This window comes from Neolewinella aquimaris, from assembly GCF_014197245.1.
In the GTDB taxonomy this organism is placed as follows: Bacteria; Bacteroidota; Bacteroidia; order Chitinophagales; family Saprospiraceae; genus Neolewinella; species Neolewinella aquimaris.
Map to the genome: position 1 here is coordinate 233,869 of NZ_JACIFF010000003.1, position 26,114 is coordinate 259,982.

26 protein-coding genes and 1 tRNA gene are annotated in these 26,114 nt (G+C 59.2%); 15 read left to right on the forward strand and 12 right to left on the reverse strand.

Going from position 1 to position 26,114, the window contains the following annotated elements; translation table 11 throughout:
- Positions 1 to 8 precede the first annotated feature (8 nt).
- Positions 9 to 1,277 carry an MFS transporter gene (locus GGR28_RS07640; protein WP_183495177.1) on the forward strand — a complete coding sequence of 423 codons (1,269 nt, stop codon included), beginning with the start codon at positions 9 to 11 and terminating at the stop codon, positions 1,275 to 1,277.
- On the opposite strand, the gene GGR28_RS07645 is transcribed toward GGR28_RS07640, so the two are convergent.
- The 8 genes from GGR28_RS07645 to GGR28_RS07680 form a co-directional block, all read right to left on the reverse strand.
- The gene (locus tag GGR28_RS07645; protein ID WP_183495178.1) at positions 1,274 to 1,732 is read right to left on the reverse strand and encodes a hypothetical protein; all 459 of its coding nucleotides are present in this window, start codon (positions 1,730 to 1,732) and stop codon (positions 1,274 to 1,276) included. The two genes, GGR28_RS07640 and GGR28_RS07645, sit on opposite strands and share 4 nt — an antisense overlap.
- A 71-nt stretch (positions 1,733 to 1,803) precedes the next feature.
- Entirely contained in the window at positions 1,804 to 2,166 is a 363-nt protein-coding gene (locus tag GGR28_RS07650; protein ID WP_183495179.1) for a hypothetical protein, read from the reverse strand.
- A gap of 13 nt (positions 2,167 to 2,179) precedes the next feature.
- On the reverse strand, positions 2,180 to 2,824 hold the full coding sequence (gene pdxH, locus GGR28_RS07655; RefSeq protein ID WP_183495180.1) for a pyridoxamine 5'-phosphate oxidase: 645 nt from the start codon (positions 2,822 to 2,824) through the stop codon (positions 2,180 to 2,182).
- 90 nt (positions 2,825 to 2,914) lie between these two features.
- Entirely contained in the window at positions 2,915 to 4,192 is a 1,278-nt protein-coding gene (gene clpX, locus GGR28_RS07660) for an ATP-dependent Clp protease ATP-binding subunit ClpX (protein WP_183495393.1), read from the reverse strand.
- Between the two features lie 140 nt (positions 4,193 to 4,332).
- Positions 4,333 to 5,046, reverse strand: coding sequence for a ClpP family protease (locus GGR28_RS07665; protein WP_183495181.1), 714 nt, complete (start codon positions 5,044 to 5,046; stop codon positions 4,333 to 4,335).
- 67 nt (positions 5,047 to 5,113) lie between these two features.
- Positions 5,114 to 6,478 carry a trigger factor gene (locus GGR28_RS07670; RefSeq protein ID WP_183495182.1) on the reverse strand — a complete coding sequence of 455 codons (1,365 nt, stop codon included), beginning with the start codon at positions 6,476 to 6,478 and terminating at the stop codon, positions 5,114 to 5,116.
- A gap of 48 nt (positions 6,479 to 6,526) precedes the next feature.
- Positions 6,527 to 6,608 (reverse strand) — tRNA-Leu (locus GGR28_RS07675).
- 70 nt (positions 6,609 to 6,678) lie between these two features.
- Positions 6,679 to 7,038 (reverse strand): nuclear transport factor 2 family protein, encoded by a 360-nt coding sequence (locus GGR28_RS07680; RefSeq protein ID WP_183495183.1) that lies wholly within the window; start codon positions 7,036 to 7,038, stop codon positions 6,679 to 6,681.
- Positions 7,039 to 7,170: 132 nt separating this feature from the next.
- Between GGR28_RS07680 and GGR28_RS07685 the strand changes: the two genes are divergently transcribed.
- The 5 genes from GGR28_RS07685 to GGR28_RS07705 all read left to right on the forward strand — a co-directional run bounded on the left by GGR28_RS07685 (position 7,171) and on the right by GGR28_RS07705 (position 12,203).
- Positions 7,171 to 8,328: a class I SAM-dependent methyltransferase gene (locus tag GGR28_RS07685; protein WP_183495184.1), complete on the forward strand. Its 1,158-nt coding sequence runs from the start codon at positions 7,171 to 7,173 to the stop codon at positions 8,326 to 8,328.
- 85 nt (positions 8,329 to 8,413) lie between these two features.
- A complete protein-coding gene (locus GGR28_RS07690) occupies positions 8,414 to 9,391 on the forward strand; it encodes a hypothetical protein (protein WP_183495185.1) in 978 nt (325 codons plus the stop codon).
- Positions 9,392 to 10,399, forward strand: coding sequence for a vWA domain-containing protein (locus GGR28_RS07695; RefSeq protein ID WP_183495186.1), 1,008 nt, complete (start codon positions 9,392 to 9,394; stop codon positions 10,397 to 10,399). It abuts the gene before it with no gap.
- Between the two features lie 10 nt (positions 10,400 to 10,409).
- Complete coding sequence (locus GGR28_RS07700; protein ID WP_183495187.1) at positions 10,410 to 10,958, forward strand: hypothetical protein; 549 nt, start codon at positions 10,410 to 10,412, stop codon at positions 10,956 to 10,958.
- 228 nt (positions 10,959 to 11,186) lie between these two features.
- Positions 11,187 to 12,203: a vWA domain-containing protein gene (locus tag GGR28_RS07705; protein ID WP_183495188.1), complete on the forward strand. Its 1,017-nt coding sequence runs from the start codon at positions 11,187 to 11,189 to the stop codon at positions 12,201 to 12,203.
- Between the two features lie 208 nt (positions 12,204 to 12,411).
- Here GGR28_RS07705 and purN read toward each other — a convergent pair whose 3' ends face one another.
- The 3 genes from purN to mce form a co-directional block, all read right to left on the reverse strand.
- On the reverse strand, positions 12,412 to 12,984 hold the full coding sequence (purN, locus tag GGR28_RS07710) for a phosphoribosylglycinamide formyltransferase (RefSeq protein WP_183495189.1): 573 nt from the start codon (positions 12,982 to 12,984) through the stop codon (positions 12,412 to 12,414).
- A gap of 64 nt (positions 12,985 to 13,048) precedes the next feature.
- Entirely contained in the window at positions 13,049 to 14,305 is a 1,257-nt protein-coding gene (locus tag GGR28_RS07715) for an MFS transporter (RefSeq protein WP_221233836.1), read from the reverse strand.
- Complete coding sequence (gene mce, locus GGR28_RS07720) at positions 14,302 to 14,709, reverse strand: methylmalonyl-CoA epimerase (protein ID WP_183495190.1); 408 nt, start codon at positions 14,707 to 14,709, stop codon at positions 14,302 to 14,304. The genes GGR28_RS07715 and mce overlap by 4 nt, the downstream gene beginning before the upstream one ends.
- Positions 14,710 to 14,854: 145 nt before the next feature.
- Between mce and GGR28_RS07725 the strand changes: the two genes are divergently transcribed.
- The 8 genes from GGR28_RS07725 to GGR28_RS07760 all read left to right on the forward strand — a co-directional run bounded on the left by GGR28_RS07725 (position 14,855) and on the right by GGR28_RS07760 (position 22,053).
- Entirely contained in the window at positions 14,855 to 16,120 is a 1,266-nt protein-coding gene (locus tag GGR28_RS07725) for a glutamate-5-semialdehyde dehydrogenase (RefSeq protein ID WP_183495191.1), read from the forward strand.
- A 211-nt stretch (positions 16,121 to 16,331) separates the two neighbouring features.
- Positions 16,332 to 17,372 (forward strand): potassium channel family protein, encoded by a 1,041-nt coding sequence (locus tag GGR28_RS07730; protein ID WP_183495192.1) that lies wholly within the window; start codon positions 16,332 to 16,334, stop codon positions 17,370 to 17,372.
- 164 nt (positions 17,373 to 17,536) lie between these two features.
- Entirely contained in the window at positions 17,537 to 18,511 is a 975-nt protein-coding gene (gene meaB / locus GGR28_RS07735; protein ID WP_183495193.1) for a methylmalonyl Co-A mutase-associated GTPase MeaB, read from the forward strand.
- A complete protein-coding gene (locus tag GGR28_RS07740; protein ID WP_183495194.1) occupies positions 18,508 to 19,095 on the forward strand; it encodes a LemA family protein in 588 nt (195 codons plus the stop codon). Before meaB ends, GGR28_RS07740 begins: the two co-directional genes overlap by 4 nt.
- On the forward strand, positions 19,095 to 19,532 hold the full coding sequence (locus tag GGR28_RS07745) for a TPM domain-containing protein (protein ID WP_183495195.1): 438 nt from the start codon (positions 19,095 to 19,097) through the stop codon (positions 19,530 to 19,532). Before GGR28_RS07740 ends, GGR28_RS07745 begins: the two co-directional genes overlap by 1 nt.
- 78 nt (positions 19,533 to 19,610) lie before the next feature.
- On the forward strand, positions 19,611 to 20,438 hold the full coding sequence (locus tag GGR28_RS07750) for a TPM domain-containing protein (RefSeq protein ID WP_221233837.1): 828 nt from the start codon (positions 19,611 to 19,613) through the stop codon (positions 20,436 to 20,438).
- A gap of 79 nt (positions 20,439 to 20,517) precedes the next feature.
- Entirely contained in the window at positions 20,518 to 20,958 is a 441-nt protein-coding gene (locus tag GGR28_RS07755; RefSeq protein WP_183495196.1) for a hypothetical protein, read from the forward strand.
- Between the two features lie 93 nt (positions 20,959 to 21,051).
- Entirely contained in the window at positions 21,052 to 22,053 is a 1,002-nt protein-coding gene (locus GGR28_RS07760; protein WP_246416496.1) for a M28 family peptidase, read from the forward strand.
- A 104-nt stretch (positions 22,054 to 22,157) separates the two neighbouring features.
- Here GGR28_RS07760 and GGR28_RS07765 read toward each other — a convergent pair whose 3' ends face one another.
- The gene (locus tag GGR28_RS07765; protein ID WP_183495197.1) at positions 22,158 to 23,711 is read right to left on the reverse strand and encodes a glycine--tRNA ligase; all 1,554 of its coding nucleotides are present in this window, start codon (positions 23,709 to 23,711) and stop codon (positions 22,158 to 22,160) included.
- A gap of 67 nt (positions 23,712 to 23,778) precedes the next feature.
- On the opposite strand from GGR28_RS07765, the gene GGR28_RS07770 reads away from it, so the two are divergent.
- Positions 23,779 to 25,704, forward strand: a complete 1,926-nt coding sequence (locus tag GGR28_RS07770) for a CBS domain-containing protein (protein WP_183495198.1) — start codon at positions 23,779 to 23,781, stop codon at positions 25,702 to 25,704.
- The last annotated feature ends 410 nt before the right edge of the window (positions 25,705 to 26,114 follow it).

Consider the following 26,114-nt stretch of genomic DNA (forward strand, 5'->3'; position numbering starts at 1 on the left):
CTTTTCCAATGGCCGAATTGCTCACCCGCCTGACCCAACTCTACGTCCGGGCGTTCTCCGGCCTCCCCCGTAAAGTATGGCTTTTGTCCCTGGTTATGGTAGTAAACCGCAGCGGGGCCATGGTCATTGCCTTCCTCTCGGTTTACCTGGTCAATTCAATGGGCTACTCGGCCACCGACGCCGGCTGGGTTATGGGCGCGTTCGGCGCCGGCGGCATCGTGGGCAACTACGTCGGCGGCATCCTCAACGACCGCTACGGCTCCTGGCACATCATGGTGTTCAGCCTGGTCGTCGCGGGCATCCTGCATATTCTCATCGGACAGGTAACCTCCTTCTGGCCCCTGTGCATCCTGGTCTTCCTGACCTCCGTCACCGCCGATGCCTTCCGGCCCGCTAACCGTGCCGCCATCGCCATTTACGCAAAGCCCGAAAACCTGACCCAGTCCTACGGATTGCAGCGCCTGGCCGCCAACCTCGGATTCTCCATCGGGCCGGCACTCGGCGGCCTGCTCATCGCTACTTACGGCTACACCAGCCTGTTCTGGGCCGACGGCATCACCTTTTTGCTCGCGGCCGCACTGTTTCTGCTCGCGATTCCCGCCGACGAAACATCGCGTCCGTTGGTAGACACCGCTCCTGCGTTCCCCGCCCAAGGTATGCCCCTGACGGAAACCCGCCCGGCCCTGCGACAGCCCTGGCTACTCTACCTGATTCTGGCCAACGCCTGCGTAATTACCTGCTTTTTCCAGTTCTTCAGCACGGTGCCGGTCCACCTTACGCAGAATGGGTACACAGAGAGCGAGTTCGGCCTGCTGCTCACCATCAGCGGGGTGGCGATCGTGCTCATCGAAATGCCGCTGGTGTACCTGGCCGATCGCCGGCTGCGCCCCCTGTACGTAATGCTGGCGGGTACGGCACTGATTCTGGCCGGTTATTTCCTGCTCCCGCTGGCGGTAGTGGCGGGTTATTACCTGTTGGTCATCTGGATTCTGCTCATCACGCTGGGCGAGATCCTGTTCATGCCCTTCACGAGCACCTACGTGGCCAAGCACGCGCCGCCCGCACGGAGGGGAGAATACCTGGGGGTACTGTCGGCCAGTTATTCACTCGCCTTCGTCCTCACGCCGGTGATCGGGTTTCAACTGGCGGAATACTTTGGCTACGTCGTATCGATTTACAGCGTGACCAGCATCGGTATTCTGGGGCTGCTGTTACTGCTGTTGGTAGACCGGTCGCGGGAAATTCGGACGCGGGAACTGTCCGCCGACCTGGTCTAGGTCAGGGTATCGATGACCGTCTTCAGCGTCACGAAGAAGGGCTCGCGGGCCTCGCGGGAGATTTCGTCTTCGCCGTCTTCCGCTAGTAGTAGGTCCTCCACGAAGGCCAGTAGATCCTCCTCCCGGCTCTGCTCGAAGAAGGGGTTGAGGCGGTCGCGGAAGCTGCCTTTCGCTTCGCCCATGGTTTCGTAGTTGCTTTCCTCGGCCGCCGCGATCTGCTCGCCACTTACCTCGGGTACCCCCGACTTTTCGTCCTCCACCGACTGGAAGATCACCAGGGCGGCAAACAGGAGCAGTTCGCGCTCTCGCTCGGTGAAGGCTTCCACGTCCTCATTGGTGAGGTATTCCATAAGCTCCGGCTGGCTCTCGGCGAAATCGCGGATCTCCGTTTCGTAGTCTTCGCTGGCGTTTTCCAGGCGGGCGAGCGTACGCTCGATGGTGGTCTCTGAGATCATGTTCGTAAAGCGGATGAAACAAATGGGCGGGGCCGCGGGTGCAATGATTGGAGAAGCTAGGGCAAGGTCCTCTACCCCTTACCGGGCACGAAGCCGAAGCGTCCACCGGCTTCGTCGATGATAAGGAAGCAAAAGCTATCGGCATTCTCCCGGTACACCTTGCGGAAGGGGTCGACCTTTTCCTGGGTCACGACCTGCCGGGCGACCAGCTCTTCGAGCGTGGTGACGTTGACCGTCCAGACCAGATTGCGGGGCGTAGGTACTTCCAGCAAGTGAATACCGGGCACGCTCTCCGTATCGTCGCCCGCATAGGCAACGAAGACGGGGTAGTTGCTGACCTTTTCATCCATCACGGTCTCCGCCGCCTGTTGCAGGGGCTGGTGGTAGGGTTTGATGTCGGTCTGAAGCTGGATCCAGTTGGCGTTCTCTTGCATGCGGGGAAGTAAATTAGGGGGCGAGGCGGTCACGATTCCACTCATTCTCGTTGCGGGTGTAAACGAGGCGATCGTGCAGGCGGCTGCTGCGACCCTGCCAGAATTCGATCATCTCGGGGATAACGACGAAGCCGCCCCAATTCTCCGGACGGGGCAGCACCTCATCGTCGCGGAATCGTTCTTCGACTTCCTCCCTGCGCCGCTCGAGGAATTCGCGGTCGGGGATCACGTCGCTCTGCGGGCTGGTCCAGGCGCCGATCTGACTTTTCTTCGGTCGGCTCTGAAAGTACTCGGTGGAGGTGTCGGGATCGACCTTCTCGACCCGGCCCTCGACGCGCACCGACCGTTGCAGTTCGAGCCAGTTAAACACCACGGCCACGTGGGGGTGAGCGGTGATCTCGTGCCCCTTGCGGCTGTCGTAGTTGGTGTAGAAAGTGAATCCCCGGTCGCTGACTTCCTTAAGTAAGACCGTGCGCGCGGCGGGGTGGCCCGCGGCATTCACCGTAGCTACGACCATGGCGTTAGGCTCGGGGTCCTTACTGTCCTTCGCTTCCTTAAACCAGCGGTCGAAGAGGGGGAAGGGATCGGCAGGAGCGTCTTTCTCGAGAAGGACATCGGCTTGGTAGTCGACCCGCAGGTCGGAGGCGTCAATGGGCATGTTGCTGTCTTTTGTCCGCGGTACGGATTGGAGTAACACGGAATCACCCCGAATTGACTGCGGCGTGGGCGGCTTTTTTCCGCTCCCGGACTAAGCCGCGGCGCGTAGTACTTCCAGCATGCCGCCCTCCAGCTTAGATTTGGCGTATACGGCGTCGATGCAGTAGTGCTTGACCTCCTTGTGGCCGGGCAGGTCGAACATAGCGTCCGTCATGATGGCTTCGCAGATGGAGCGCAGTCCGCGGGCACCGAGCTCGTACTCGAGGGCGGTCTCGGCGATGAACTGGATGGCATCGTCGGTGAAAACCAGGTTGATGCCCTCCAGGCGGAACAGGTGCTGGTACTGCCGCAGCAGGCTATTGCGGGGCTCGACGAGAATACGCTTCATGGCATCGAGGTCGAGTGGCTTGAGGTAAGAGATCACGGGTAGGCGGCCAATGAGCTCGGGGATCATGCCGAAGCGCTTGACATCACGGTGGGTGATGTACTGCAGCATGTCGTCCTCCTTGATCTGCTTCTTGTTGGCATTGCCGTAGCCGATCACCTTGGTATTGGTGCGACGGGCGATGATCTTTTCGATGCCGTCGAAAGCTCCTCCGCAGATGAAGAGGATATTCTGGGTGTTCACCTTCACGAGCTTCTGCTCGGGGTGCTTGCGGCCGCCCTGGGGGGGGACGTTGACGTCAGTGCCTTCCAGCATCTTCAGCATGGCCTGCTGTACGCCCTCGCCGCTCACGTCGCGGGTGATGCTGGGATTGTCGCTCTTGCGGGCGACCTTGTCCATCTCGTCGATGTAGACGATGCCGTGCTCGGCGGCGGCTACGTTGTAGTCACACACCTGGAGCAGGCGACTAAGAATGCTCTCCACGTCCTCACCTACGTAGCCGGCCTCCGTAAAGACGGTGGCGTCGACGATGGCGAAGGGCACCTGCAGAAATTTCGCAATGGTCTTGGCCAACAGGGTCTTACCCGTTCCGGTGCGGCCGACGAGCAGGATGTTGCTCTTTTCGATCTGTACCTCATCGTCGCTGGTGGCGGGATGGGACAGTCGCTTATAGTGGTTGTACACCGCCACGGAGAGGATCTTCTTGGCCGCGTCCTGTCCGATGACGTATTTGTCGAGGTGCTCCTTGATCTGGGTGGGGATGATGCTTTTGGGGAGCTTGAAGTCGTAGCCGGTTTTCTTGGCTTCGGGCTGGGGCTGCTCCTCGGGGTTGAGCCCTCCGTAGAGTTCCTCCGCGACGATCTCCTGGGCCTGTTCCACGCAGACTTCACAGATGTGGGCGTCGAGACCGGCTACGAGCACCAGCGCGTCGCTCTTGTCGCGGCCGCAGAAGGAACAGCGGAAATCTTGTCGTTTACCTCGCATCATATGGGGGGATAGGTTGGGACACGGTTTTAGGCGTCTATACAAAAATACGGCGGGCCGGGCAGATGCAATTGATTGCAGCCTTGCCGGCCCGCCGTTCGTGGTAGCGCAGTGCGGTGCGCCGGTACGATCAGTTTAACTTAGGCCGCGGATTTATCGCGGTTGAGCACTTCGTCGACGAGTCCGTAGGCAACGGCTTCTTCGGCCGTCATCCAGTTGTCGCGATCGGAATCTTTTTCAATTTGCTCGAAACTCTTGCCGGTATGCTTCGACAAGATAGTGTAAAGCTCTTCCCGCAGCTTCGAGATCAGGCGATAGTTGATCTCCATGTCGGAGAACTGACCCTGCATGCCACCGCTGGGCTGGTGAATCATCACCCGGGCGTGGGGCAGGATGGAACGCTTGCTCTTCTCACCGGCGGCGAGCAGAACGGAACCCATCGAGGCGGCCAGTCCGGTACAGATCGTAGCTACGTCGGGCGTCACGTACTGCATGGTGTCGTACATGCCCATACCGGCGATCACGCTGCCGCCGGGGCTGTTGATGAACATCTGCACGTCGCGCTTCGGATCCACCGATTCGAGGAACAGCAACTGGGCCTGCACGACGTTGGCTACGTAGTCGTTGACGGCAACGCCCATGAAGATGATGCGGTCCATCATCAGGCGGCTAAATACATCCAGGGCGGCGATATTCATCTGCCGCTCTTCGATCACGTTGGGGGAAAAGCCGGTGACCTGGGGAGACGCCATTCCGCCGATGGTCTGGGCGTAATTTTCCAGGTGCATGGTACTCATACCCATATGGCGAGTAGCGTACTTCATGAATTCATCCTGGGGGACTTGGGGAGTCATATTATTTTGTTTAGGGGTATAGTTACTCCCCGTTAACGTTGCAGCGTGTCCGGCGGTTGACGGCTGGCTACTCCTCCTCCTGTTCGGGCGTGTTGGCCTCGTTGAACTCCTTGATGGTCTTGTTGAACTCGTCTACGGAGAGGGGCTTCTCCTCCAGGGTCACGTCGGCGCGGATGGCGTTCATGATCTTTTTCTCCATCGCGTTGCTGCTGAGCTCCTCGCGCTGCTTTTCGTCCTTGAGCATGTTCTGGATGTAGTTGTCCAGAAACTCGTCGGTGAGGAAGTCGGGGCGCTGGCCGCCAAGCATTCGCATCAGGTTCTCCAGGGCCTCGGCGCGTACGTCTTCGTACTCGAGCTCAATCTCCTTCGCTTCGGCGATTTTATTGCGAATCAGCATCCAACGGACGCCCCGCTCGAAGTGCTCGAAGCTGTTTTTCTTGTCGTCCTTGCTCATCTTTTTCATGAGCTCGGTGGGGACTTCGAAGTCGTTGCCCTCGACCAGTGCGCGCTGGATCATGAAGTTGGCCATGGAAATGCCCTGAGCGTTGAAACCCTCGGCGGCATTGGCGGCAAGACGCTCGCGCAGTTGTTCTTCAGTAGTCACTTCACCGGTGGGGTCGAACTGGATGAAGAACTCCTCATTCAGTTCGGCGGGGACCAAACGGCTGATCTTGTCGATGGTGATGGTAAACGACTTGCCGGACAGGTCGGTGTCCTGAGCGTCTTCGTCCAGTTCCAGCAGGTACTTCTTCACGTTGGCTTCCGTGCCGTTGGCCTCGACCGTAGTAAGGTCGTCGACGGTGATGGAGGCACCGGCGTTCTGGCCGATCAGCTGCGACTTGATGTCGTCGTTGAGGTTGTCGACGTAGAGCTTGGTGGAGTTGCTGAGCTCGCCGTCCACTTCCTGGATGGTGACGTCGAGGATGTCCTCTTCACCCACGGGACCTTCTTCGATCTCCTTGCTCTCGCCGCGCTGCTTGCGCAGGTTCTCGATCTGCTCGTCGAGGAATTCTTCGTTGGTGTCCAGTACGTACTTATCGAAGGACTGCTCGGGCATGCTGAGCTCGAATTCCGGCTCCAGGCCGAGGTCGTAAGAAAGCTTCAGGTCGCGGATGTTGGTGGCGCTGATCTGCTCCACCTGCTCCTCCTCGTCGGGGATGGGGCTGAAGATGAGGCGGATCTCGTTCTCTTCGATGTAGCCGAACAGTTCTTCCTGGATGGTACGGTCGAGCAGGGGGCCGAAAACCTGGTTGCCCATGAGCTTGCGAAGGGCCGAAATGGGGGTCTTGCCGCGACGGAAGCCCTTGATGTTCACCCGCTTGCTTTCCTTCTTCAGTTCCTCGTTGAGCTTCTTACCGAGCTCTTCTTTGGAGAAATTAAGTTGGATGCGACCGGTGACCGGCCCGGTCTTTTCGTACGTTACTTCAGCCATAATGCTACTAGGTTAAAAAAGGCCTACCCGCAAAAGGTAGGCCATGTGTGCGGGTGAAAGGACTCGAACCTTCACGCCTTGCGGCACTAGATCCTAAATCTAGCGTGTATACCAATTTCACCACACCCGCGGGGAAAACGCCCGCAAAGGTACAATCCGTAGCATTAATGTGCAAGATCGAAAAGTGATCCGCCGCAGTTTTATCCCATGGAGTAAATGAAACGCTCGGAGATGATCTTGCCGTCGCGCACCTCGTACACGCACATTTCGTGCTCCTTCAGGCGCTGTCCGTCTTTTTTCGTGACGTCAATGCTCATGCCCACGCTGAAAAATTGGTGGTATACCAGCGGTTCGCTGACCTCAACGCCGTGTACCGTGAGCCCCTCATCAAAGGCTTCGCTTTTGGCGATGAGGGTGTCGAGTCCGCTGATCTCTCCACCGGGTATGCCCGGCATCTCGTGGCTGGAGGCGTTTTCGTGAAATAGCTCCTCGTAAGCCTGGGTGCTCTCCATCTTGCGGGAGAGTTCGACGAGCCGGTCGGCGATCTGGTGGACGGTCATAGTTGTACGGTTTGTGTTTAAACGAACTTAGGGGAAGGAACGGAATAAAACAAATCGTTTTTAAATTCTCCGCAGATCATTGCTCCCCTGCATTTGCCCTGCTCCCGCGGCCCCGCCCCGTACCTTTGCCGCATGTCCACCGAAACCGTAGAAAAATTCTGGAATACCACCCGCCGCGCCATCCACAACGGACGGCTCGTGAAGCTCACGCTGAGTAAGCCGCGACGTAAGGATCCCACTACGCCCCGCAACCTGTACGCCCGCCCCGTAGAGGTAAAAAGGGAGCAGCAGTTACAGGTCGTCCACCGCTACCCGGATCGGGAGGAGGCCAAGAACTACGCGTACGAAGACGGCCTTGCCTACCTCCGCGCCCAACTACAGGAAACTTACTACAACGGCGATCTCTTCAGTCTCGACGAGCAACTGTCCATCATGCAGAGCCGCAAGGGCAACGCACGCATCACGGAACAGGCCCCCCAACACCGCGAAGCCGCCGTGGCCCACAACCGGGAGAAGTACCGCGACATTCCCGCCGGCCGACCCTACCTCCACGCCCTCGGCATCACCAGCGAGAAGGGCGAAGTGACCGGCGCCGGCCGCCGAAAATTCAAGCAGATCAACAAGTTTGTCGAGATCATCGACGGCCTCGTTAAGGAGCACCCGCTTCCGGCCGGGGCACACGTTGTCGATATGGGCTCCGGCAGCGGCTACCTCACCTTCGCGCTTTACGACCACCTGGCGAACACCCTCGGCCTCGATGTGCGGGTCACCGGGGTAGAGCTGCGCCCCCAACTCGTGGAGAAGTGCCGAAAGATCGCCGCCGAAAACGCCTTCACGCAGCTTAACTTCGAGGAAGGCTACATCGACAGCTACCGCCCCGAACGCATCGACATGCTCATCGCGCTCCACGCCTGCGATACGGCCACGGACGACGCACTCTACCAGGGCATTCAGGCCGGAGCGGAGATCATGATCGTAGCCCCCTGCTGCCAAAAACAGGTGCGCCGCGACATGCAAGTACCTGCAGATCTTAAACCCCTCCTCGACCACGGCATCCTCCTAGAGCGACAGGCCGCCATGGTCACCGACGGACTACGTGCCCTCTACCTCCAGGGCGCCGGCTACGACACCAAGCTCTTCGAGTTCATCCCCCTGGAACACACCGCCAAGAACGTCATGATCACCGCCGTAAGGGGTAAGCAACGGGCGGGGGCGCAGGAGCAGTGGAAAACGCTGAAGCAGAGATTTGGGGTGCAGCGGCATTACTTGGAGGAGTTGTTGAATTCCTAGTCGGCGGACGAGCCTTCGCTAGCGCTTCGGTCGGCCGACGACAACGCGGTCGGCCGACGACATGCGAACATTGTACCTTTGCCGGATGCCGGCTCGTACCCTGTACCTACTGCTCCTGTTCTTACTGCCCGGCACCCGCGTGCCCGCCCAAACTCCGACGAACCGCACCGTGAACGTGCGTGCCGAACTGGCCCGGAAGGAGATCACCATTGGCGACCAAATTTACCTGGATGTCAATATTTCGGCACCGCCGGGTACGAAGGTCTTTCCCATCGCACCCATGCTCGTAAATGAGCTGCCGGGGGCCGAAGTGATCCGCGATGAGGAACTGCGTACCATCGCCGAACAACCCGAACTGCTGCTGGAGCAACGCTTCCTGATCACCAGTTTCGATACGGGCTACGTGACCATACCGCCCCTGCCGATCTACTTCGAGGACGCCAACGGGCGGGCCGATACGGCCTACACCAGCGACCTGCTGCTTACGGTGAAGGGGGCCATCGTTTCGGCCGAAGACGACATCTTGCCCATCAAGCCGATCATCGAGGAGCCGCGCAACCTGCTGGATTACTGGTGGGTGTTCGCCATTCTAGGGTTGGTGCTCATTGGCTTCGGTGTCCGGGAATACCGCCGCCGACAGGCTGCCGTAGCTCCGCCCCCACCGCCCCCGCCCCCGGCCCACATCCGTGCGCTCACCGAACTGGATGCCCTGGAAGCCCGCGAACTTTGGCAACGTGGAAAAACGGACGAATACTACGTGGAGCTGACCCACATCCTGCGCGCCTACCTGGAGGGTCAGTTTGGCATCCCTGCCCTGGAAATGACCACCCGACAAATCACGGGTGCCCTGCAGCGGGCCGGACTCGACGAGGCCTCACGGGATGAGTTAGCACAACTGCTGCGACTCTCCGATGAAGTGAAATTTGCAAAGGCCGTACCCGCCGAGGAACTGCATCCACAGGGAATGGAACGCGTGCGGGACTTTGTGCGGGAGACGGGTGCCGCCGCCGAACTTGCAACCCGGCAACCCGTCCCCGCGTCTACCGAAAAAGATCACACGTAAATGGGCTGGTGGAACCAATTTACCTTCGTTTACCCCTGGCTGCTGCCGTTGGCCGTACTGCCGGTGCTCCTGTACGTCTGGAACCAACGGCGGGCGGGTGAGCGGCTGGTGAGCCTGCGCCTGCCCAGTACGAAGTCGATCGACGGACTCACGAGTTGGCGGAGTACGCTGCGGCCCTTTCTGCCCATTCTGCGCGTAGTGGCCCTGGTGCTGATGATCGTCGCCCTGGCCCGGCCGCGCCTCGATATGAGTGAGGAATCCGTCACCGCGGAGGGCATCGACATCGTACTTACGATGGACCTATCGACCAGCATGGGTGCCCAGGATTTTAATCCGAACCGACTGGAAGTAGCCAAGCAGGTGGCGCGTGATTTCGTGAGCCGCCGGGAGTTCGACCGGATCGGACTGGTCGCCTACGCCGGGGAGGCCTACACCAAGTCACCCCTGACCGTAGACAAGGAAATCATCGACCGCTTCATCGGCGAACTGCAGATGGGGGAGATCACCGACGGGACCGCCATTGGCCTCGGTCTCGAAACGGCCATCAATCGGCTGAAGGAGAGCGAGGCGGCTTCGAAGATCATCATCCTGCTTACCGACGGCGAGAACAACGCCGGTGACCGCCACAAGCCGGAGGTTGCTGCGGAGATCGCCCGCAAATTCGGCATCCGGGTGTACACCATCGGGGTAGGTAGCGGGGAAGAAACGCTGATGCCTTCGGCGCCGATCGGGGGCGGTCGCTATCGCTTCAAACCCACTCGCGGTACTGTGGACGATAAGCTGCTTTCCTTCATCGCCGAAGAAACCAACGGGCGCTACTTTCGGGCGCGGGATACCGAGGAGCTGGAGTCGATCTACGAGTACATCGACGAGCTGGAGAAGACGGAGATCGAGACGACCGTCTTCAAGCGCTACGAGGAGCAGTTTGCCCGCTTTCTCTGGCTGGGCTTCGGTCTGCTCCTACTGGAAACCGTACTGCGGTATACCGTGTTAAGAACTGTTCCCTAGATAAGCAGCCGTGTCCCAGTCTCTTTCCGCCGTCCGCCACCAGTTAGCGATCGTTTATGACCTGATGTACGTCGAGGGGCAGCCCGGTTACGAGCAGGTGTCGCTGGCCGAAACGATGTTCACCGAACTTACGGAACTGCTGGAGCTGCTCCCCGGTGAGGGCGTTACCGAACTGCTCTACCGACTCAGCGAGGGCGTACCGGCCATCAAGGTGGCGGAACTGTACAATGTATTGATCTGGTCGGCCGATGCTCGGGGCACCATCGACGCCGAGGAAGTACAGCAGTGGTTCTACACCAAGCAGCGCCGCCGCATTGAGATTGCCGCCCAGGTCGATCTCTTTCCCAGCAACAGCATGGACGAATGCGAACGCGTGATCGCCTTACTCAGGAAACGTTTTCCCGATCTGGAGCACTTGCTCCGTCCCCTGCTTAAGGAAGTCAAGGCTCAGATCAAGGAGGAAAAAGCCTGGTCGGATTACCGCCGCGATACCTTCGAGATGCCGAAGGAGATGACGCCGGATATTATGAAGATTATTCGGGGGATTAAGAGTAGGTGATTTATGTGGTTGCTGCGCAACGGGGGGGCCAGCGCAGTCGTCGGCCGACCGAGGCACGAGGCTCGTCCGCCGACTAAGCGTAAATTTGAGACGTCCACTTCGGATTTCTTCACCCCAACTATCTCTTGCTGCTGCTAATCGTAGGTACGAGGCTCGTCCGCCGACTAAGCGTAGCGCACTGCTTACCTTGGGGCTTCCCTTTAGCGTACGAACCTTAATTTCTTCACCATGGTCCGCTTCGAACACCCCGATTACCTCTGGCTACTGCTGTTGGTGCCGGCCGTCATCGGGTTATTCTTTTGGTACTGGCGCCAGCGTCGGGCTGCCCTAGATCGCTTTGCCGACCGGGAGTTGCTGGACCACCTGGCTCCCGGCATCAATCGGCGGTTGCCGTGGACGAAGTTTATCCTACTGGCGCTGAGTTTGCCCCTGTTTGTGGTGGCACTTGCCAATCCACAGTGGTCGGCCCAACGGGAGGAGATGCAGCGGCGGGGCATCGATTTGGTTATCGCGCTGGACATCAGCAATTCCATGCTCGCCGAAGACGTGAAGCCCAGTCGCATGGACCGCGCCCGCTTCTTTACCACCACCCTCATCGACGAACTGGCCGGGAACAACATCGGCGTCGAGCTCTTCACCTGCACCGCCGTAATGGCTGCTCCGCTGACCACCGATTACAACTTCGTAAAGAGTGTCGTCAGCACCGCCGCCCCCTACCAGATCAGCGCGCAGGGGACCAATCTTGCCGAAGCCATCACCACCGCCGAGGCTGCCTTCGACGAGGAAAGCGCTAACCACCGCGCCCTCATCATCATCTCCGACGGAGAGGACCACGAGGGTTCTGCCACCAGTGCCGCCAAACGCGCCAATGAGGCGGGGTTGCTGGTGTATACCGTCGGGGTGGGTAAATCCGGTGCCAGCCTGATGCCCGTCCAGCTCAACAACGGCCGCAGCGACTACATCCGCCAGTCGGGCGGCGGTCCGGCCACCACCAGCGCCGATATGGCAACCCTGGAAGACATCGCCTCCAGCGGCGGTGGATCCTACTTTACCCTCAGTGGCGACAGTGAAAACCTTGCCCAGGCCCTCCGCGCCCAGGTCGACCGCATCGAGAAACAGGAGTTCGAGACGCAGTCGTTTTCGAGCTACGACAGCTACTTCTACTGGTTTTTGGCACCGGCGGTGCTGCTGCTGCTGATTGAGATGAGCATTGGCTACCGGGCCCGGTACGAAGCGGTCTCCTGACCGCGATGTGCGATGCTGCCTCCGGCAGCGAAGCAGTGAGGCAACAAACCCGTGTTGCACCCTTCACAGCGAGTACAAAATGGCAGCATTAACGGACCCTACCGACGTACTCTGTGGTAGAGAAGGGCTTCATACACCGCGACTGCAAGTCGCGGAGCACGTCGCTGCCGGAGGCAGCATCGTACTGTCGCTGCCGGGAGGCAGCGGGTTACAGGTTGCGGATGATGCGCCAGTAGTTTCCGTGTTCCAAGCGCAGCACGCGGGCAGCGATTTGCTCCGGGGAGTCGTCGGGGTCGAGGCGGACGGCGGCCTGGAAGATGACGTTGCCCTCGTCGTAATTTTCGTTGACGTAGTGGATGGTGATGCCACTGTCTAGGTCACCGGCTTCCTTCACCGCTGCGTGGACGTGGCGGCCATACATCCCCTTTCCTCCGTATTTAGGCAGTAGGGCGGGATGAATGTTGACAATCTTATCGGGGTAGGCCTGCACCAGGTAGGACGGAATGAGCCAAAGGAAGCCGGCCAGCACGATCAGATCGACCCGATAAGCTTGCAACGCAGCGATCAGCTCCTCGCCCGTTGCCCAGTCGGCTCGCTTTACTACGAGACTCGGAATCCCGCGCTCCGCCGCCATGAGTAGTCCGCCGGCGCTGGCCTTGTTGCTTACGAGGAGTACCACCTCCACGCCGTCCTCCGGATGTTGCTGGAAACGGTCAATCATGACGCGGGCGTTCGACCCGCCGCCGCTGATGAAGATGGCGATGCGCTTGGGGTTACTCATGGGTGCAAGTACGGAAATTACTGTGGAGTCGGCAGACGATGCTCGTGCCTCGCTCGGCCGACGACTAGGCAATCGCTTTGATGCGGCTGGCTGTGTAGATCGCGATCAGGCTCATCACGATGGTGAAGTAACCGAGGATCTCGTAGTGCTGCAACTTGCCGTCGGGGCCCTCGGTGATGATGAAGCCGGCAATGACCGTGCTGAAGAAGAGGGCCATCTCATTGACCGACTGCCGAATACTCATGAAGCCTCCCCGGTTTTCCGGGCGGACGACGGAGGTGATCATGGTGGTAGCCGGCACGTTGCGGCCGCTGGCTACTACGAAGAAGGAACTGGTGACGACGAGCGCGAGGGGGATGGAGGTGGTATCGAGATTCGTGAGGGCGTAGATGCTAAACAGCGCCAGGAAGGACGACAGGGTAAATATCCGTAGGCGTCCGTAGCGATCCGCCAGTCGGCCGAAGAGGGGGAGCAGCACGACCGTCAGCAGGCCGCCGATAAGGTACACCAGGCTCACTTGCTTGTCCGCAAAACCGATGTTGATCTGCATGTACGGCGCGATGAAGGGGATGATGGTGAAGTGGCCCAGCATCAGGGTCAGCGTGAAGAGGAGGGCGGCGCGCTGATTGGCGTTGGTGAAAATGGCGCGGAAGGGGTCTACGATTTTACTGACGAGGCTAGTGGGCTGCAGCAACTGGGCTTCCGGTTCGCGGCCCACTTCGTCCATACCGCCGTCCGGCAGGATGGTTTGCTCCACCAGGTGGCCGCGCATCGAGGGGACGAAGAAGAAGGCGACCACCACAAATAGCGCCGCAAGGGCTGCCGTTGCATAGAAGGGCGCGTGCCAGGTATATTCCGCCGCGATCCAGATGCCCGCCGGGACACCGATCACGGAGGCCGCCGAGAAGGCCGTCATCACCCAGCCCATCGCCGAAGCGCGGCGTTCGAGCGGAATGACGTCGCCCACGATGGCCAGTACCAGCGCGCCCAGCGTTCCCCCAAACAGGCCGGTGCCGAAGCGGGCCGCAAGCAGGAAGAGGTAAGTGGGTGCGAAAGCGCACGCCAGCGTTCCCACCGTGAAACAGGCGAAAAGAAACAGCAGGGCCGTGCGGCGATCGAAGCGGTCGATCACCACCGTACTTACCAGGTTGCCGATAAAGGCCGCCAGGGCGTACGCCGAGACCACCCAGGCAAACTGGCCGGGACTGATGCTGAAGGCCTCCATGATCGTCTTGCCCAGCGGCATGATGATCATGAAGTCGATGATGTGACAAAATTGTACCGTGGCCAGGATGAACAGCAGTCGCTTTTCGCTGATCATTCGGTGCGGGTTTGGCAGATCTCGACCAGGACGCCACCGGTGCTGCGGGGGTGGAGGAAGCAGACGAGCTTGTTGTCCGCCCCCTCGGAGGGCAGTTCCTGCAGCAGTTCAAAACCGTCTTCTTTCAGCCGCCGCATCTCCGCAACGATATCGTCCACCTCAAAGGCCAAGTGGTGGATGCCGGGGCCACGTTTGTCCAAATATTTCTGAATGGGCCCCTGGCTATTTTCGGGTGCCACGAGCTCCAGCTTCGCCGCGCCATCTCCGGCGGTAAAAAAGCTTGTAGTGACCGACTGACTCTCCACCGTCTCCCGTTTGTAGGAGGCCCGGCCGAGGAGCTTTTTCAGTAAGGCTTCGCTCTGTTCGAGGTTTTCAACAGCAATGCCAATATGTTCTAACTTCATAATTCGGTTTTCGGGGCGGGCGCGCGGGAGCAATGAACGTACATTGAGCAATGCGTTAATCGCGAAGGGCAAACCTGCTCGGCGTGCAACGCCTCGGCCTTGTTAACTTTGCAACTCCCTGCTTTCCCAGTAACGTTCTTTCGCTATGACAGTTTCCGTGACCGCCGCCGATATTCGTTCCCAATTACTGCTCCTGCGCGCCGCCGCCCTGCACCTCAACCGCCTGCCCGCCCAGCGGCTCAACGACTGCCTGCGCCGACTGGCCGAACTGACCGAAGAAAACATACCGTCTCTCCTGGCCGCTAACGCCCTTGACCTGGCCCGCATGGACGCTACGAACCCGAAGTACGATCGCCTGCTGCTCAACGAAGACCGACTGATGGCCATCGCCGCCGACCTGCGCCGGGTAGCCGAACTGCCCTCTCCCCTCGGGACCACCCTGGAGGAGCGGGAGCTGGCCAACGGGTTGCACCTCAGCCGGGTAAGCGTACCCATCGGGGTAGTAGGTATCGTCTTCGAATCGCGGCCCAACGTCACCTTCGATGTCTTCGCGCTCAATCTGAAGGCGGGCAACGCCACCGTGCTGAAGGGAAGTCGGGATGCGGCCGACAGCAACCGGGCCATAAAGGAACTGATCGATCGCGCCCTTGCGGAGACCGGCCTCCCCGCCGCCTGCTACCTCGCACCGGCGGAACGGGAGGCCCTGCAGCCCATCCTGACCGCCGACGGACTCGTTGACGTCATCATCCCCCGCGGCAGCCAGGGACTCATCGACCACGTGCGGGCCAACGCCACCGTACCCGTCATCGAAACCGGGGCCGGAATCTGCCATACCTACGTCGACGAACAGGCCAATCTTGACTGGGCGCGCGACATCATCACCAACGCCAAAGCACGCCGGGTAAGCGTCTGCAACGCGCTGGACTGCCTACTGCTGCACCGCGCCCACCTGAAAAAGCTGCCAGACCTCCTGCAAGAATTGGGGGAAGCACACCGCTGCGAAGTGTACGCCGACGAAGCCGCCTACGCGGCGCTTCGGGAAGACTATCCCAGCGAACTACTCCACCAGGCCACCCCGGATTCTTTCGGGACGGAGTTCCTGCGGATGGCGCTGTCCGTAAAGACCGTCGACGACATCGACGAGGCGATCCGGCACGTAGAAAGTCACGGCAGTCGCCACAGTGAATCTATCGTCAGCGACAACGACATCAACCAGGAACGCTACCTGCGGGAGGTGGATGCCGCCGTCGTTTTTGTCAATGCCAGCACCGCCTTCACCGACGGCGGCCAGTTCGAGTTGGGGGCCGAGATCGGCATCAGCACCCAGAAGCTCCACGCCCGCGGACCGATGGGGCTGGCCGCGCTGACGAGCTATAAGTGGCTGGTGCGGGGAATGGGGCAGGTGAGGTAGGGTCGTCGGCCGACTGGGGATTGAAAGATTTACAATTTACAAGTTCAAATTTACAGTTGTCAATTTAGCTGCCGCACGTCTCTGCTCGCCTCGATAGCTATCGGGGCTCGTGGTCGTCGGCCGACCGAGGCACGAGGCTCGTCCGCCGACTGGAGTTGCAAAATTCCCTAGGGTGAACGGCATTCCTGGGCCGCACTGTACTTTGCAGGCTATGCGACTTCGATTACCCCGCGTACGACTCACGACGACCGCTCTGAACTTGCGGTTGGCCTTAGTGCTGTTGTTCGTTGCGGTGGGTATTGGCACGGCGGGGCTGATGTTGATCGAGGAGTACTCCCTGATTGAGGCGTTTTATATGTCGGTCATCACCATTTCTACAGTGGGGTTTAGCGAAGTAAGGCCACTATCCGCGGGTGGGCGCATCTTCGTCTCCGCCATGGTCGTAGTCAATATCGGGGTAGTAGCTTATGTCCTGGCCGCCTTTTCTTACTACGTTATCGACGGCAAAATTTTTGAGACCATGCAGTACAATCGGATCCAGTCGAAGATCAGCAAGATGGAGGGGCACACCATTGTGTGTGGGTACGGCAAGTACGGGAGCGAGATCGTAAGCCACTTGCGGCTGCACAAGCATCCTTACGTAGTCATCGAGCAGGATGAGGAGAAGGTCGGGCCACTGATCGACGAGGACGAGGATGCACTCTACATCTTCAACGACGCTACCCACGACGATACCCTCTTCGCGGCCGGTATTGAGCGGGCCGGCGCGCTTATCACCGCGCTGAACGACGACAGCGACAACCTATTCATCGTACTCTCCGCCAAGGACCTCAATCCGAAACTACGCATCGTCAGCCGGGCGAAGGAAATGAGAAGCCGGCAGAAACTCATGAAGGCCGGGGCGAGTCACGTCATTATGCCCGAGCAGATTGGCGGGTTCTATATGGCTACGCTGATCTCAAAACCGGGAGCGGTGGAATTTTTCAGTTTCATTACCAACGAGTTGTCGGCGGACATCGGCTTTGAGGAACTACGCTACGACCAGCTTCCCGAGGAGTACCTGGGCAAGCCGATCATGGAGATGAGCTTGCGCTCAAATACCGGTGTCAACATCATCGGTCACCGGTTAGAGGGAGGTAAGTATCAGGTCAATCCCGGGCCAAGCACCGTGCTCGAACCGGAGGGCAGCTTCATCGTCGTGGGCAATCCCCACCAGCTCGATAAATTTCGCAAGCTGTTCAAACTGATATAGAGACCGGACACCCACGCCGCCCGGGGCAGACTCGCGATTTACCGTAATGGAAAATGAGCGATCGGTGCGGCAGGGTGGCCGGCTCGATAAATGAAATGCGGTACGACCGGTTTATCCCCCGTCAGCGGCCGTTTTAGGTATTATTTAACCCGTACTCCTCCCAGATGCAGCTCTTTAGCGACCTATCCAGCCCCAACCATCGCCGTGCCCTCGGCCGCGCCATTACGTTGGTGGAAAGCAGTCGTCCGGAGGACCAGGCAATCGCTGCGGAACTGATCGCGCTGGCCGAAGCGCAACCTCACGCATCTCAAACCTTCCGACTCGGGATCAGCGGTACGCCCGGCGTAGGTAAATCTACCTTCATCGAAGCCTTCGGGTTGGAAATCCTGCGCCGGGGTCACCGACTCGCCGTGCTGGCCATCGATCCTACGAGTAGCCTGAGCGGCGGCAGTATTCTAGGGGACAAGACCCGGATGGAGCTGCTCACCCGGCATCCCGACGTATTTATCCGTCCCAGCCCGAATGCCGGTGAACTCGGTGGCGTCGGACCGGCCAGCCGGGCGGCGGTTGTATTGTGCGAAGCGGCCGGATACGATTACATCATCGTGGAGACGGTGGGCGTCGGACAGGCCGAGTGGCAGGTGCACGCCATGACCGATGCCTTCCTGTTGCTCGCCCAGCCCGCCGCCGGCGACGATCTACAGGGCATTAAACGCGGCATCTTGGAACTGGCGGACCACCTGGTGGTGAACAAGGCCGATACGCTACCCCGGGAAGCCCGACTGGCGGCGGCCGAACTGCGTCGTGGGCTCCACCTGGCCCCACCCCGCCCGGATGGTTGGACGGTAGAAGTGGCTACGGCAAGCGCCCTCACTGGGCAAGGGGTAAGTGAGGTGGCCGATCGAATGGATCTGTACCGCACCCGCCAGGCTGCCTTCGTCGCCGAAAGGCGCGAGGGGCAACGCACCGACTGGCTGCGCGAACAACTCGACCGCGAACTGCTACGCAGGCTGCACGTTTACCTTCGGGCGGCCGGACTGAAAAACGACCAACTTCGCGACCTGCTCGACCAACACCTCACCATTCCCGCCACTGCGGATGTTATACTGACGGAATTTATAAAAAACAGTAAACCATGAGATCATTTTCCACCCTGGCCATCGTCGTCGGCATCCTGGCCGTCCTGCTTATCGCGGGCTGCTCCAGCTACAACGGATTCGTCAACGCCGAAGAGGACGTCGAGAAAGTCTGGTCAGACGTTGAGACCCAGTACCAGCGCCGGTCCGACCTCATCCCCAACCTGGTGAATACCGTGAAGGGAGCCGCCGAATTCGAGCGCGGAACCCTGGAAGCGGTCACCGAGGCACGCGCCAAGGCAAGCTCGATCACCATCGACGTAGACGACCTCACCCCCGAAAAGCTCGAACAGTTTCAGGCCGCCCAGGCCCAGGTAAGTGCCGGACTCGGCCGACTGCTCGCCACCGCCGAGGCTTACCCGCAGTTGCAGTCCAACGCTCAGTTTCAGGCGCTCCAGGACGAACTGGCCGGCACTGAGAACCGCATCAGCACCGCCCGGATGCGTTTCAATGAGGAGGCTACGGAGTACAATAAGAAGGTGCGTCAGTTCCCCGGCGTAGTCTTCGCTTCCGTCTTCGGATTTGACCAGAAGCCACAGTTCCAGGCCGAAGCCGGTGCCCAAAACGCCCCGACGGTAGAATTCTGATGGTAAAGTTCTTTAACCAGGAAGAAGAAGCACAGATCATTGCCGCCATTCGGGCCGCTGAGCTGGCTACCTCAGGAGAGATTCGGGTGCACGTCGAGGTTGGTGCCCGCAAGCCTGCGCTGGAGGTAGCCACTCGTATTTTCCAAGAATTGGAGATGGAAAACACCCAGGACCGGAATGCAGTACTGATTCTCCTCGCCGTCGACCGCCGTGAATTCGCCATCCTGGGCGACGTCGGCATCAATAAGGTCGTACCCGAAGATTTTTGGGCCACCGAACGCGACCTGATGCAGCAGCACTTCAAGCGGGGGGAATTCGCCACGGGCATCGAGCTGGTCATCCAGCAGATCGGTGAGAAACTGAAGACTTACTTCCCCTACCAAACCGACGACGTCAACGAACTGCCCGACGAGATTTCCTACAATAAGTCAAAGTGATTTCTTTTCCGGTTCGGCCAGGTTGCTGAATCGCCGGAAGGGGTAAAAAACCGAATTGTGAACTACCGATCGTTAGTGTTGAATCATTCTAAAGGCTGGATGTCGGTGGTTCTGCTGTTCGTCCTCTCGCTGGCCCTGGCCGCCCAGCCCGCTATTCCGGCAAAGAGTGATAAACTGGTCAATGATTATGCCGGACTTATGACGGCCGCCCAGCAGGCGGAGCTCACGCAGCGACTCAACGCTTACGCTAAGGAAACTTCTACCCAGATTGCGGTCGTGACGGAAGCTTCCCTGCAGGGAGAAGATGTCTTTGACCGCAGCCTGGCCATTGCCTCCGGTTGGGGGATCGGTGGCTCGGAGCAGAAGGACAACGGGGTGCTGCTGTACGTTGCCCGCGACGACCGGAAAATCTTCATTCAGACCGGCTACGGGGCCGAAGGATTTCTCAACGATGCCCGCGCCGGTCGCATCATCCGCAACATCATGACCCCGGCCTTCCGGCAGGGAGATTACTACGCGGGTATCGCGGGAGCCACCCAGGCTATCATGGACGCTGGACGGGGAGAGTACACCGCTGACGAGGTCCCCGAAAACAGCGGGGGCATTCCCCCGATCTTCGTCTTCATGTTCATCTTCTTCATCTTCATGCTGCTGAACCGCTTCGGCAACCGCCACGACGATGACGACGACGATGACGGAGGCTACTGGCGCAACGGTCGCTACGACAAGGACGATCCGCGCCGCAGAAGGAGAAGACGGGGTGGCGGCTGGTTCATCCTCCCGGGCGGCTTCGGTGGCGGCGGTGGTGGATTTGGTGGCGGAGGAGGTGGCTTCGGTGGCGGCGGCGGATTTGGCGGGTTCGGCGGCGGCGGGTTCGGCGGCGGTGGTGCCGGCGGTGGCTGGTAGGCTTTAACGCCGCATTCACAGCCAATAGCGGTCCGGGGGTGTTAGGGCTATATTCGTAGTTCCGTACAAATTCCCATCCATGCGAGCCTTTTATTTTTTATGTGTGCTGTTCTTCTCCACCGGGGCGTTCGCCCAGACGGCCGCGGCTAGTACGTGGCAGGATCTGGCAAAAGTGACTTACGAGAAGAAGTACGATGAGCTGCTTGGCTTTAAGGTAGACGTGCCGGTATTCGGTGAGAACGTCCGGGCCATGGAGGGCAAAACCATCGAGATCAGTGGATACATCGTACCCGTGGAGGGCTACAAAAGCCACAACGAATTCGTCTTCAGCGCCTACCCGTACAACATGTGTTTCTTTTGCGGGGGCGCAGGTCCAGAGACGGTAATGGAAGTGACCGCTACTGACCCGGTCAAGTACAGCACCTCCCGCATCACCCTACGCGGCAAGCTCACCCTCAACAACGACAACATCAACCGGCTCATGTACATCCTCACCGACGCGGAGCTGGTTTCTAAATAGTCGTCGGCCGAGCGAGGCACGAGCCTCGTCCGCCGACTCGTTGTGAACCTCCCCTGATTCAGCCGACGACCTTAACCATTTGAAATTTTTGCTTTGACCATTAAGCACGTCACGCTATCCTTGTTGCTCGCCCTGCTGACCTTTGGGTGCCAACCAGACCCCGCTCCTCCCATTTCCGACACTGCACCCGCGACCCCGCCCGTGAAAAAAGATGCTAAGCCCGTACCAAAATTCGACCGCGACAGCGCCTACGCCTACGTAGAGCAACAGGTGAACTTCGGTCCGCGGGTGGTCAACACCGAAGCCCATCGGCAAACCCGCGCCTGGCTGGTAGAAAAACTGAATGAATTCGGTGCGGAAGTCATCGAGCAGGAATTTGTCGCGAAAGCCTTTGACGGAACCCAGCTCCAGTCGACCAATATCATCGCCCGGTATGCGCCGGAGTTACAGGATCGTATTCTCCTGGCCGCCCACTGGGATACGCGACCCTGGGCCGACAGTGAGTTAGAAGACGACCCTAGCGCCGTCGTAAACGGGGCCGACGACGGAGCCAGCGGGGTAGGTGTACTGCTCGAAGTAGCCCGTCAGCTCGGCCTGAACACCCCCGATATCGGCGTGGACATTGTGCTCCTCGATGCCGAGGACTACGGGAAATCAGATGGGGGAAGTCGCAACAGCTACGCCCTCGGTGCCCAGCATTACAGTAAAAACATCATCCAGCCCAAACCCCGCTTCGGCATCCTCCTCGATATGGTCGGGGCCCGTGATGCGCGCTTCGCGGTAGAGGGCTATTCGGAAAGGTACGCGCCCGACGTGGTGCGAAAGGTGTGGCGACTGGCCGACGGCATGGGCTACGGCAGCTACTTCGTCAATGAGCGCGGCAATGCGATCACCGACGACCACTACTACCTGAATACCATGGGCGGTATTCCCACCATCGACATCATCAACCTGCCGAATGCCTCGGACAGCCCCTTCCCGGACCACTGGCACACGGGCAACGACAACATGGACGTCATCGACAAGCGCACACTACGGGCGGCGGGGCAGGTGGTGCTGGCTACGGTGTTTCGGGAGGCGGCGGGGACGTTGTAGTTTAACCGCAGATTAAGGCAGATTAGGTTCGCAGATTGACGCAGATGCTAAGCGTGGAATCCGCGTTATCTGCGACATCAATCTGTTATAATCTGCGGTAAATATTATTGAGCGGAGCGAAGCAAAGCCCCCATATCCACCTTAGGTCCGATCATTCCCGCCAGCTCGTCGATCTTGACCCTCACCTGCTGCAGGGTATCGCGGTCGCGGACGGTGACGGTGTTATCCTCCAGGCTGTCGAAGTCGACGGTGATGCAGAAGGGGGTGCCCACGGCGTCCTGTCGGCGGTAGAGCTTGCCGATGGAGCCGGTGTCGTCGTACTGCACCTCGAAGCGGAAGCGGAGGTCGTTGAAGATGTCCCTGGCCATATTTACCAGTCGCTCGTCGTTGCGCTTGAGGGGCATGATGGCCGCCTTGATGGGCGCCAGGGCGGGGTGGAGCGACAGTACGGTGCGGGTATTGTTGGGATCGTCCTGACCGGGCACCTGCTCGTCGCGCAGGGCGTGGGTGAGGGTGGCGAGGAAGAGGCGATCGGCACCGATGGAGGTTTCGACGACGTAGGGTACGTAGCTTTCCTTGGTTTCGGGGTCGAAGTACTGTAGTTTTTTGCCGGACAGTTCCTGGTGGGCGCCGAGGTCGAAATCGGTGCGGCTGTGAATGCCTTCGAGCTCCTTAAAGCCGAAGGGGAATTCGAACTGGATGTCGACCGCCGCGTCAGCGTAGTGAGCTAGGTTGTCGTGGTCGTGGAAGCGCAGTTTGCTCTGGGGGTGAAGGGCCAGGTGCCACTTTAGGCGAGCCTCCTTCCACTTTTCGTACCACTCCTGCTGGGTGCCGGGCTGGATAAAGAACTGCATTTCCATCTGCTCGAACTCCCGCATGCGGAAGATGAACTGGCGGGCGACGATCTCGTTGCGGAAGGCCTTGCCGATCTGGGCGATGCCGAAGGGGAGTTTCTGGCGGGTGGTCTTCTGTACGTTGGTGAAATTGACGAAAATGCCCTGGGCGGTTTCGGGGCGCAGGTAGAGCTTGCCTTCCTCGCCGGCGATGTTGCCGAGCTGGGTGGAGAACATGAGGTTAAACTGCCGCACCTCGGTCCAGTTCTTGCTGCCGGTGTCGGGCTCGCTGATGCCGAGGTCTTCAATGATTTGCTTCAGTTCGGCCATGTTGCCTTCGGTCATGGCGGTGGCCAGGCGTTTGGCGATGGCGTCGTGCTCCGTCAGGTAACGCTGCACGTTGGGATTGGTGGCGCGGAACTGGGCCTCATCGAAGTCATCACCAAAGCGTTTTTTTGCCTTGGCGATTTCCTTGTTGATCTTGCCCTCGATCTTGTCCATGTGTTCCTCGATCAGGACATCGGCGCGGAAGCGCTTTTTGCTGTCCTTGTTGTCGATCAGGGGGTCATTAAAGGCATCCACGTGACCGGAGGCTTTCCAGGTCTTGGGGTGCATGAAGATGGACGCGTCGATGCCTACGATGTTGTCGTTCAGCTGTACCATGCTGCGCCACCAGTATTCCTTGAGGTTGTTCTTCAGAAGCACGCCATTGGGGCCGTAATCGTAGGCGGCGGCCAGTCCGTCATAGATTTCGCTACTCTGGTAGATGAATCCGTTCTCCTTTGCGTGGGCGGTGAGTGCTTTAAAGTCGATTTCGGTGGCCATGGGATAAGAGTTTGGGGGCGCGAAGATAGGAAGACGCGTTGTACCTTCGGCAAACAGTAATCCAAGCATGGGAGAAGAAAAAGTAAACGTACCCACTCAGGACAGCCGGTCCGCCTTCACCCATCACTTGTTGCAGGATGTGCAGGCCCTGGAGTACATGCTCAAGCACAAGTGGTTTGAGACGGACACGATTCGCATCGGTGCCGAGCAGGAAATGTGCCTGGTCGATAAAAAGACCCTCAAGCCGACGCCGAAGAACATGAACGTGCTGAAGCGGCTGAAGCAGTATCCGTGGGCGACCACCGAGATAGCCCGCTTCAATCTGGAAACCAACTTCACGCCACAAGTTTTTAAGGGCGACGCGCTACGGCGGATGGAGGAGGAGAACATGGAGCAACTCCGCATCGTCAAGGAAGCGGCAAAGGCCAGCAATGCTCAGATCGTACTTACCGGAATCCTGCCCACGCTGCGCAAGTTTGACCTCAACCTCGAGAACCTCACCCCGAAACCCCGCTACCTGGCCCTGATCGAAGCCATCAAGGAGCAACAGAAAAACGAGCGCGGCTTTACCCTCAATTTGCAGGGCATCGACGATCTTCACATTCACCACGACAGCCCCCTGCTCGAAGCCTGCAACACCAGCTACCAGGTCCACCTGCAAGTGACGCCGGATACCTTCGTGCCGCTCTACAATATTGCCCAGGCCGTTGCCGCCCCGATTCTGGCCATTGCTGCCAATAGTCCGCTGGTGTTCGGCAAACGCCTCTGGCACGAGTCGCGCATTGCCCTATTTCAACAGTCGCTCGACGTCCGCACGAGCAAAGAGCACATGCGACAGTCCGAGCCGCGGGTAAGCTTCGGCACCCAGTGGCTCGATAAGAGCCTGATGGAGATCTACAAAGAAGACATCGCCCGCTTCCGCGTTCTGCTCGGCACCGAGATCGACGAGGACAGCCTGGAAATGATCGGCAAGCAGGAGATACCGAAATTACGCGCCCTGCAGGTCCACAACGGCACCGTATACCGGTGGAATCGCCCCTGCTACGGCATTAGCGATAACGGCAAGCCCCACCTGCGCATTGAAAACCGCGTACTGCCCGCCGGCCCTACCGTGCTCGACCAGACCGCCAACGCCGCCTTCTGGCTGGGACTCATGATGGGCATGGCGCATAAGTACAAGGACATTCGCGAGCACATGAGTTTTGCCGACGCGAAGGACAATTTCTCCAAAGCCGCCAAATTCGGCATCGATACCCAGTTCACCTGGTTCAACAACCAGAAGATCAACTGCCGCGACCTCATCCTCCAGGAGTTGATTCCCATTGCCTACGACGGATTGGTAGCCCAGGGCATCGATAAGCCCGACATTGAGCGCTACCTCGGCGTGATCCAGGGCCGGGCCGAAGTACACCAAAACGGCGCCCGCTGGCTGCTGAAGTCGTTCACTCAGCTAACGGAGCGCGTCAACCGCGACGAGGCTGTGACCATTCTCACCTCCCAGATGGTCAAGTGCCAACTCGAGCAGGATCCCGTGCATAAGTGGCCCATCCCGAAGGTGGAAGACCTGAAGCACTACCGCCCCGTCGGACTGCGGGTGGAAGAGTTCATGGAAACCGATCTGTTTACCGTCCGCGAAACCGACCTACTGGAACTCGTCGGCGATCTCATGGACTGGCGCAAGCTCCGCTACCTCCCCGTTGAGGACGAAGACGGCCACCTCTGCGGCCTCATCACCACCCGCAAACTGCTCCGCTACTACATCCACAAGGGACGGGTAGAAAACGAAGCCAACGACTACAAAACCGTCGCCGACCTCATGATCAAAAATCCGGCTACGGTGGGTCCCCAAACCACCATCAAGGAAGCCATGCAAACGATGCGCGGCAACAAACTCGGCTGCCTGCCCGTCGTCAAGGAAGGCGAGCTGGTCGGCATCATCACCGAAATGGACTTCCTGCGCGTAGCGGGCCGGCTGATTGAGCGGCTGAAGTGAGGGGGATCAATTTTAAATTGAAAATTTTCAATTTAAAATTGTGTGGCTCTGCTCAGCGACTGCATCGGCTTCGTTTTGGCGGCAAGGGGGTAACACCAAATGGTACATGGTACATCCGTAAATTGTAAACGGTAAATTTACCTGCACCGAAGTCTGCATACGAGCCCCGATAGCTATCTACCCCACCTAGTCGGCGGACGAGCCTCGTACCTCAGTCGGCCGACGACTCTCCCGTGCGGCAGCCAAATTTTAAATCATCAATTTCCCATTTCAAATTCCTTCCCTTAGTCGGCGGACGAGCCTCGTGCCTCGGTCGGCCGACGACTCCCCGTGCGGCAGCCAAATTTTAAATCATCAATTTTCCATTTCAAATTCCTTCCCTTAGTCGGCGGACGAGCCTCGTACCTCGG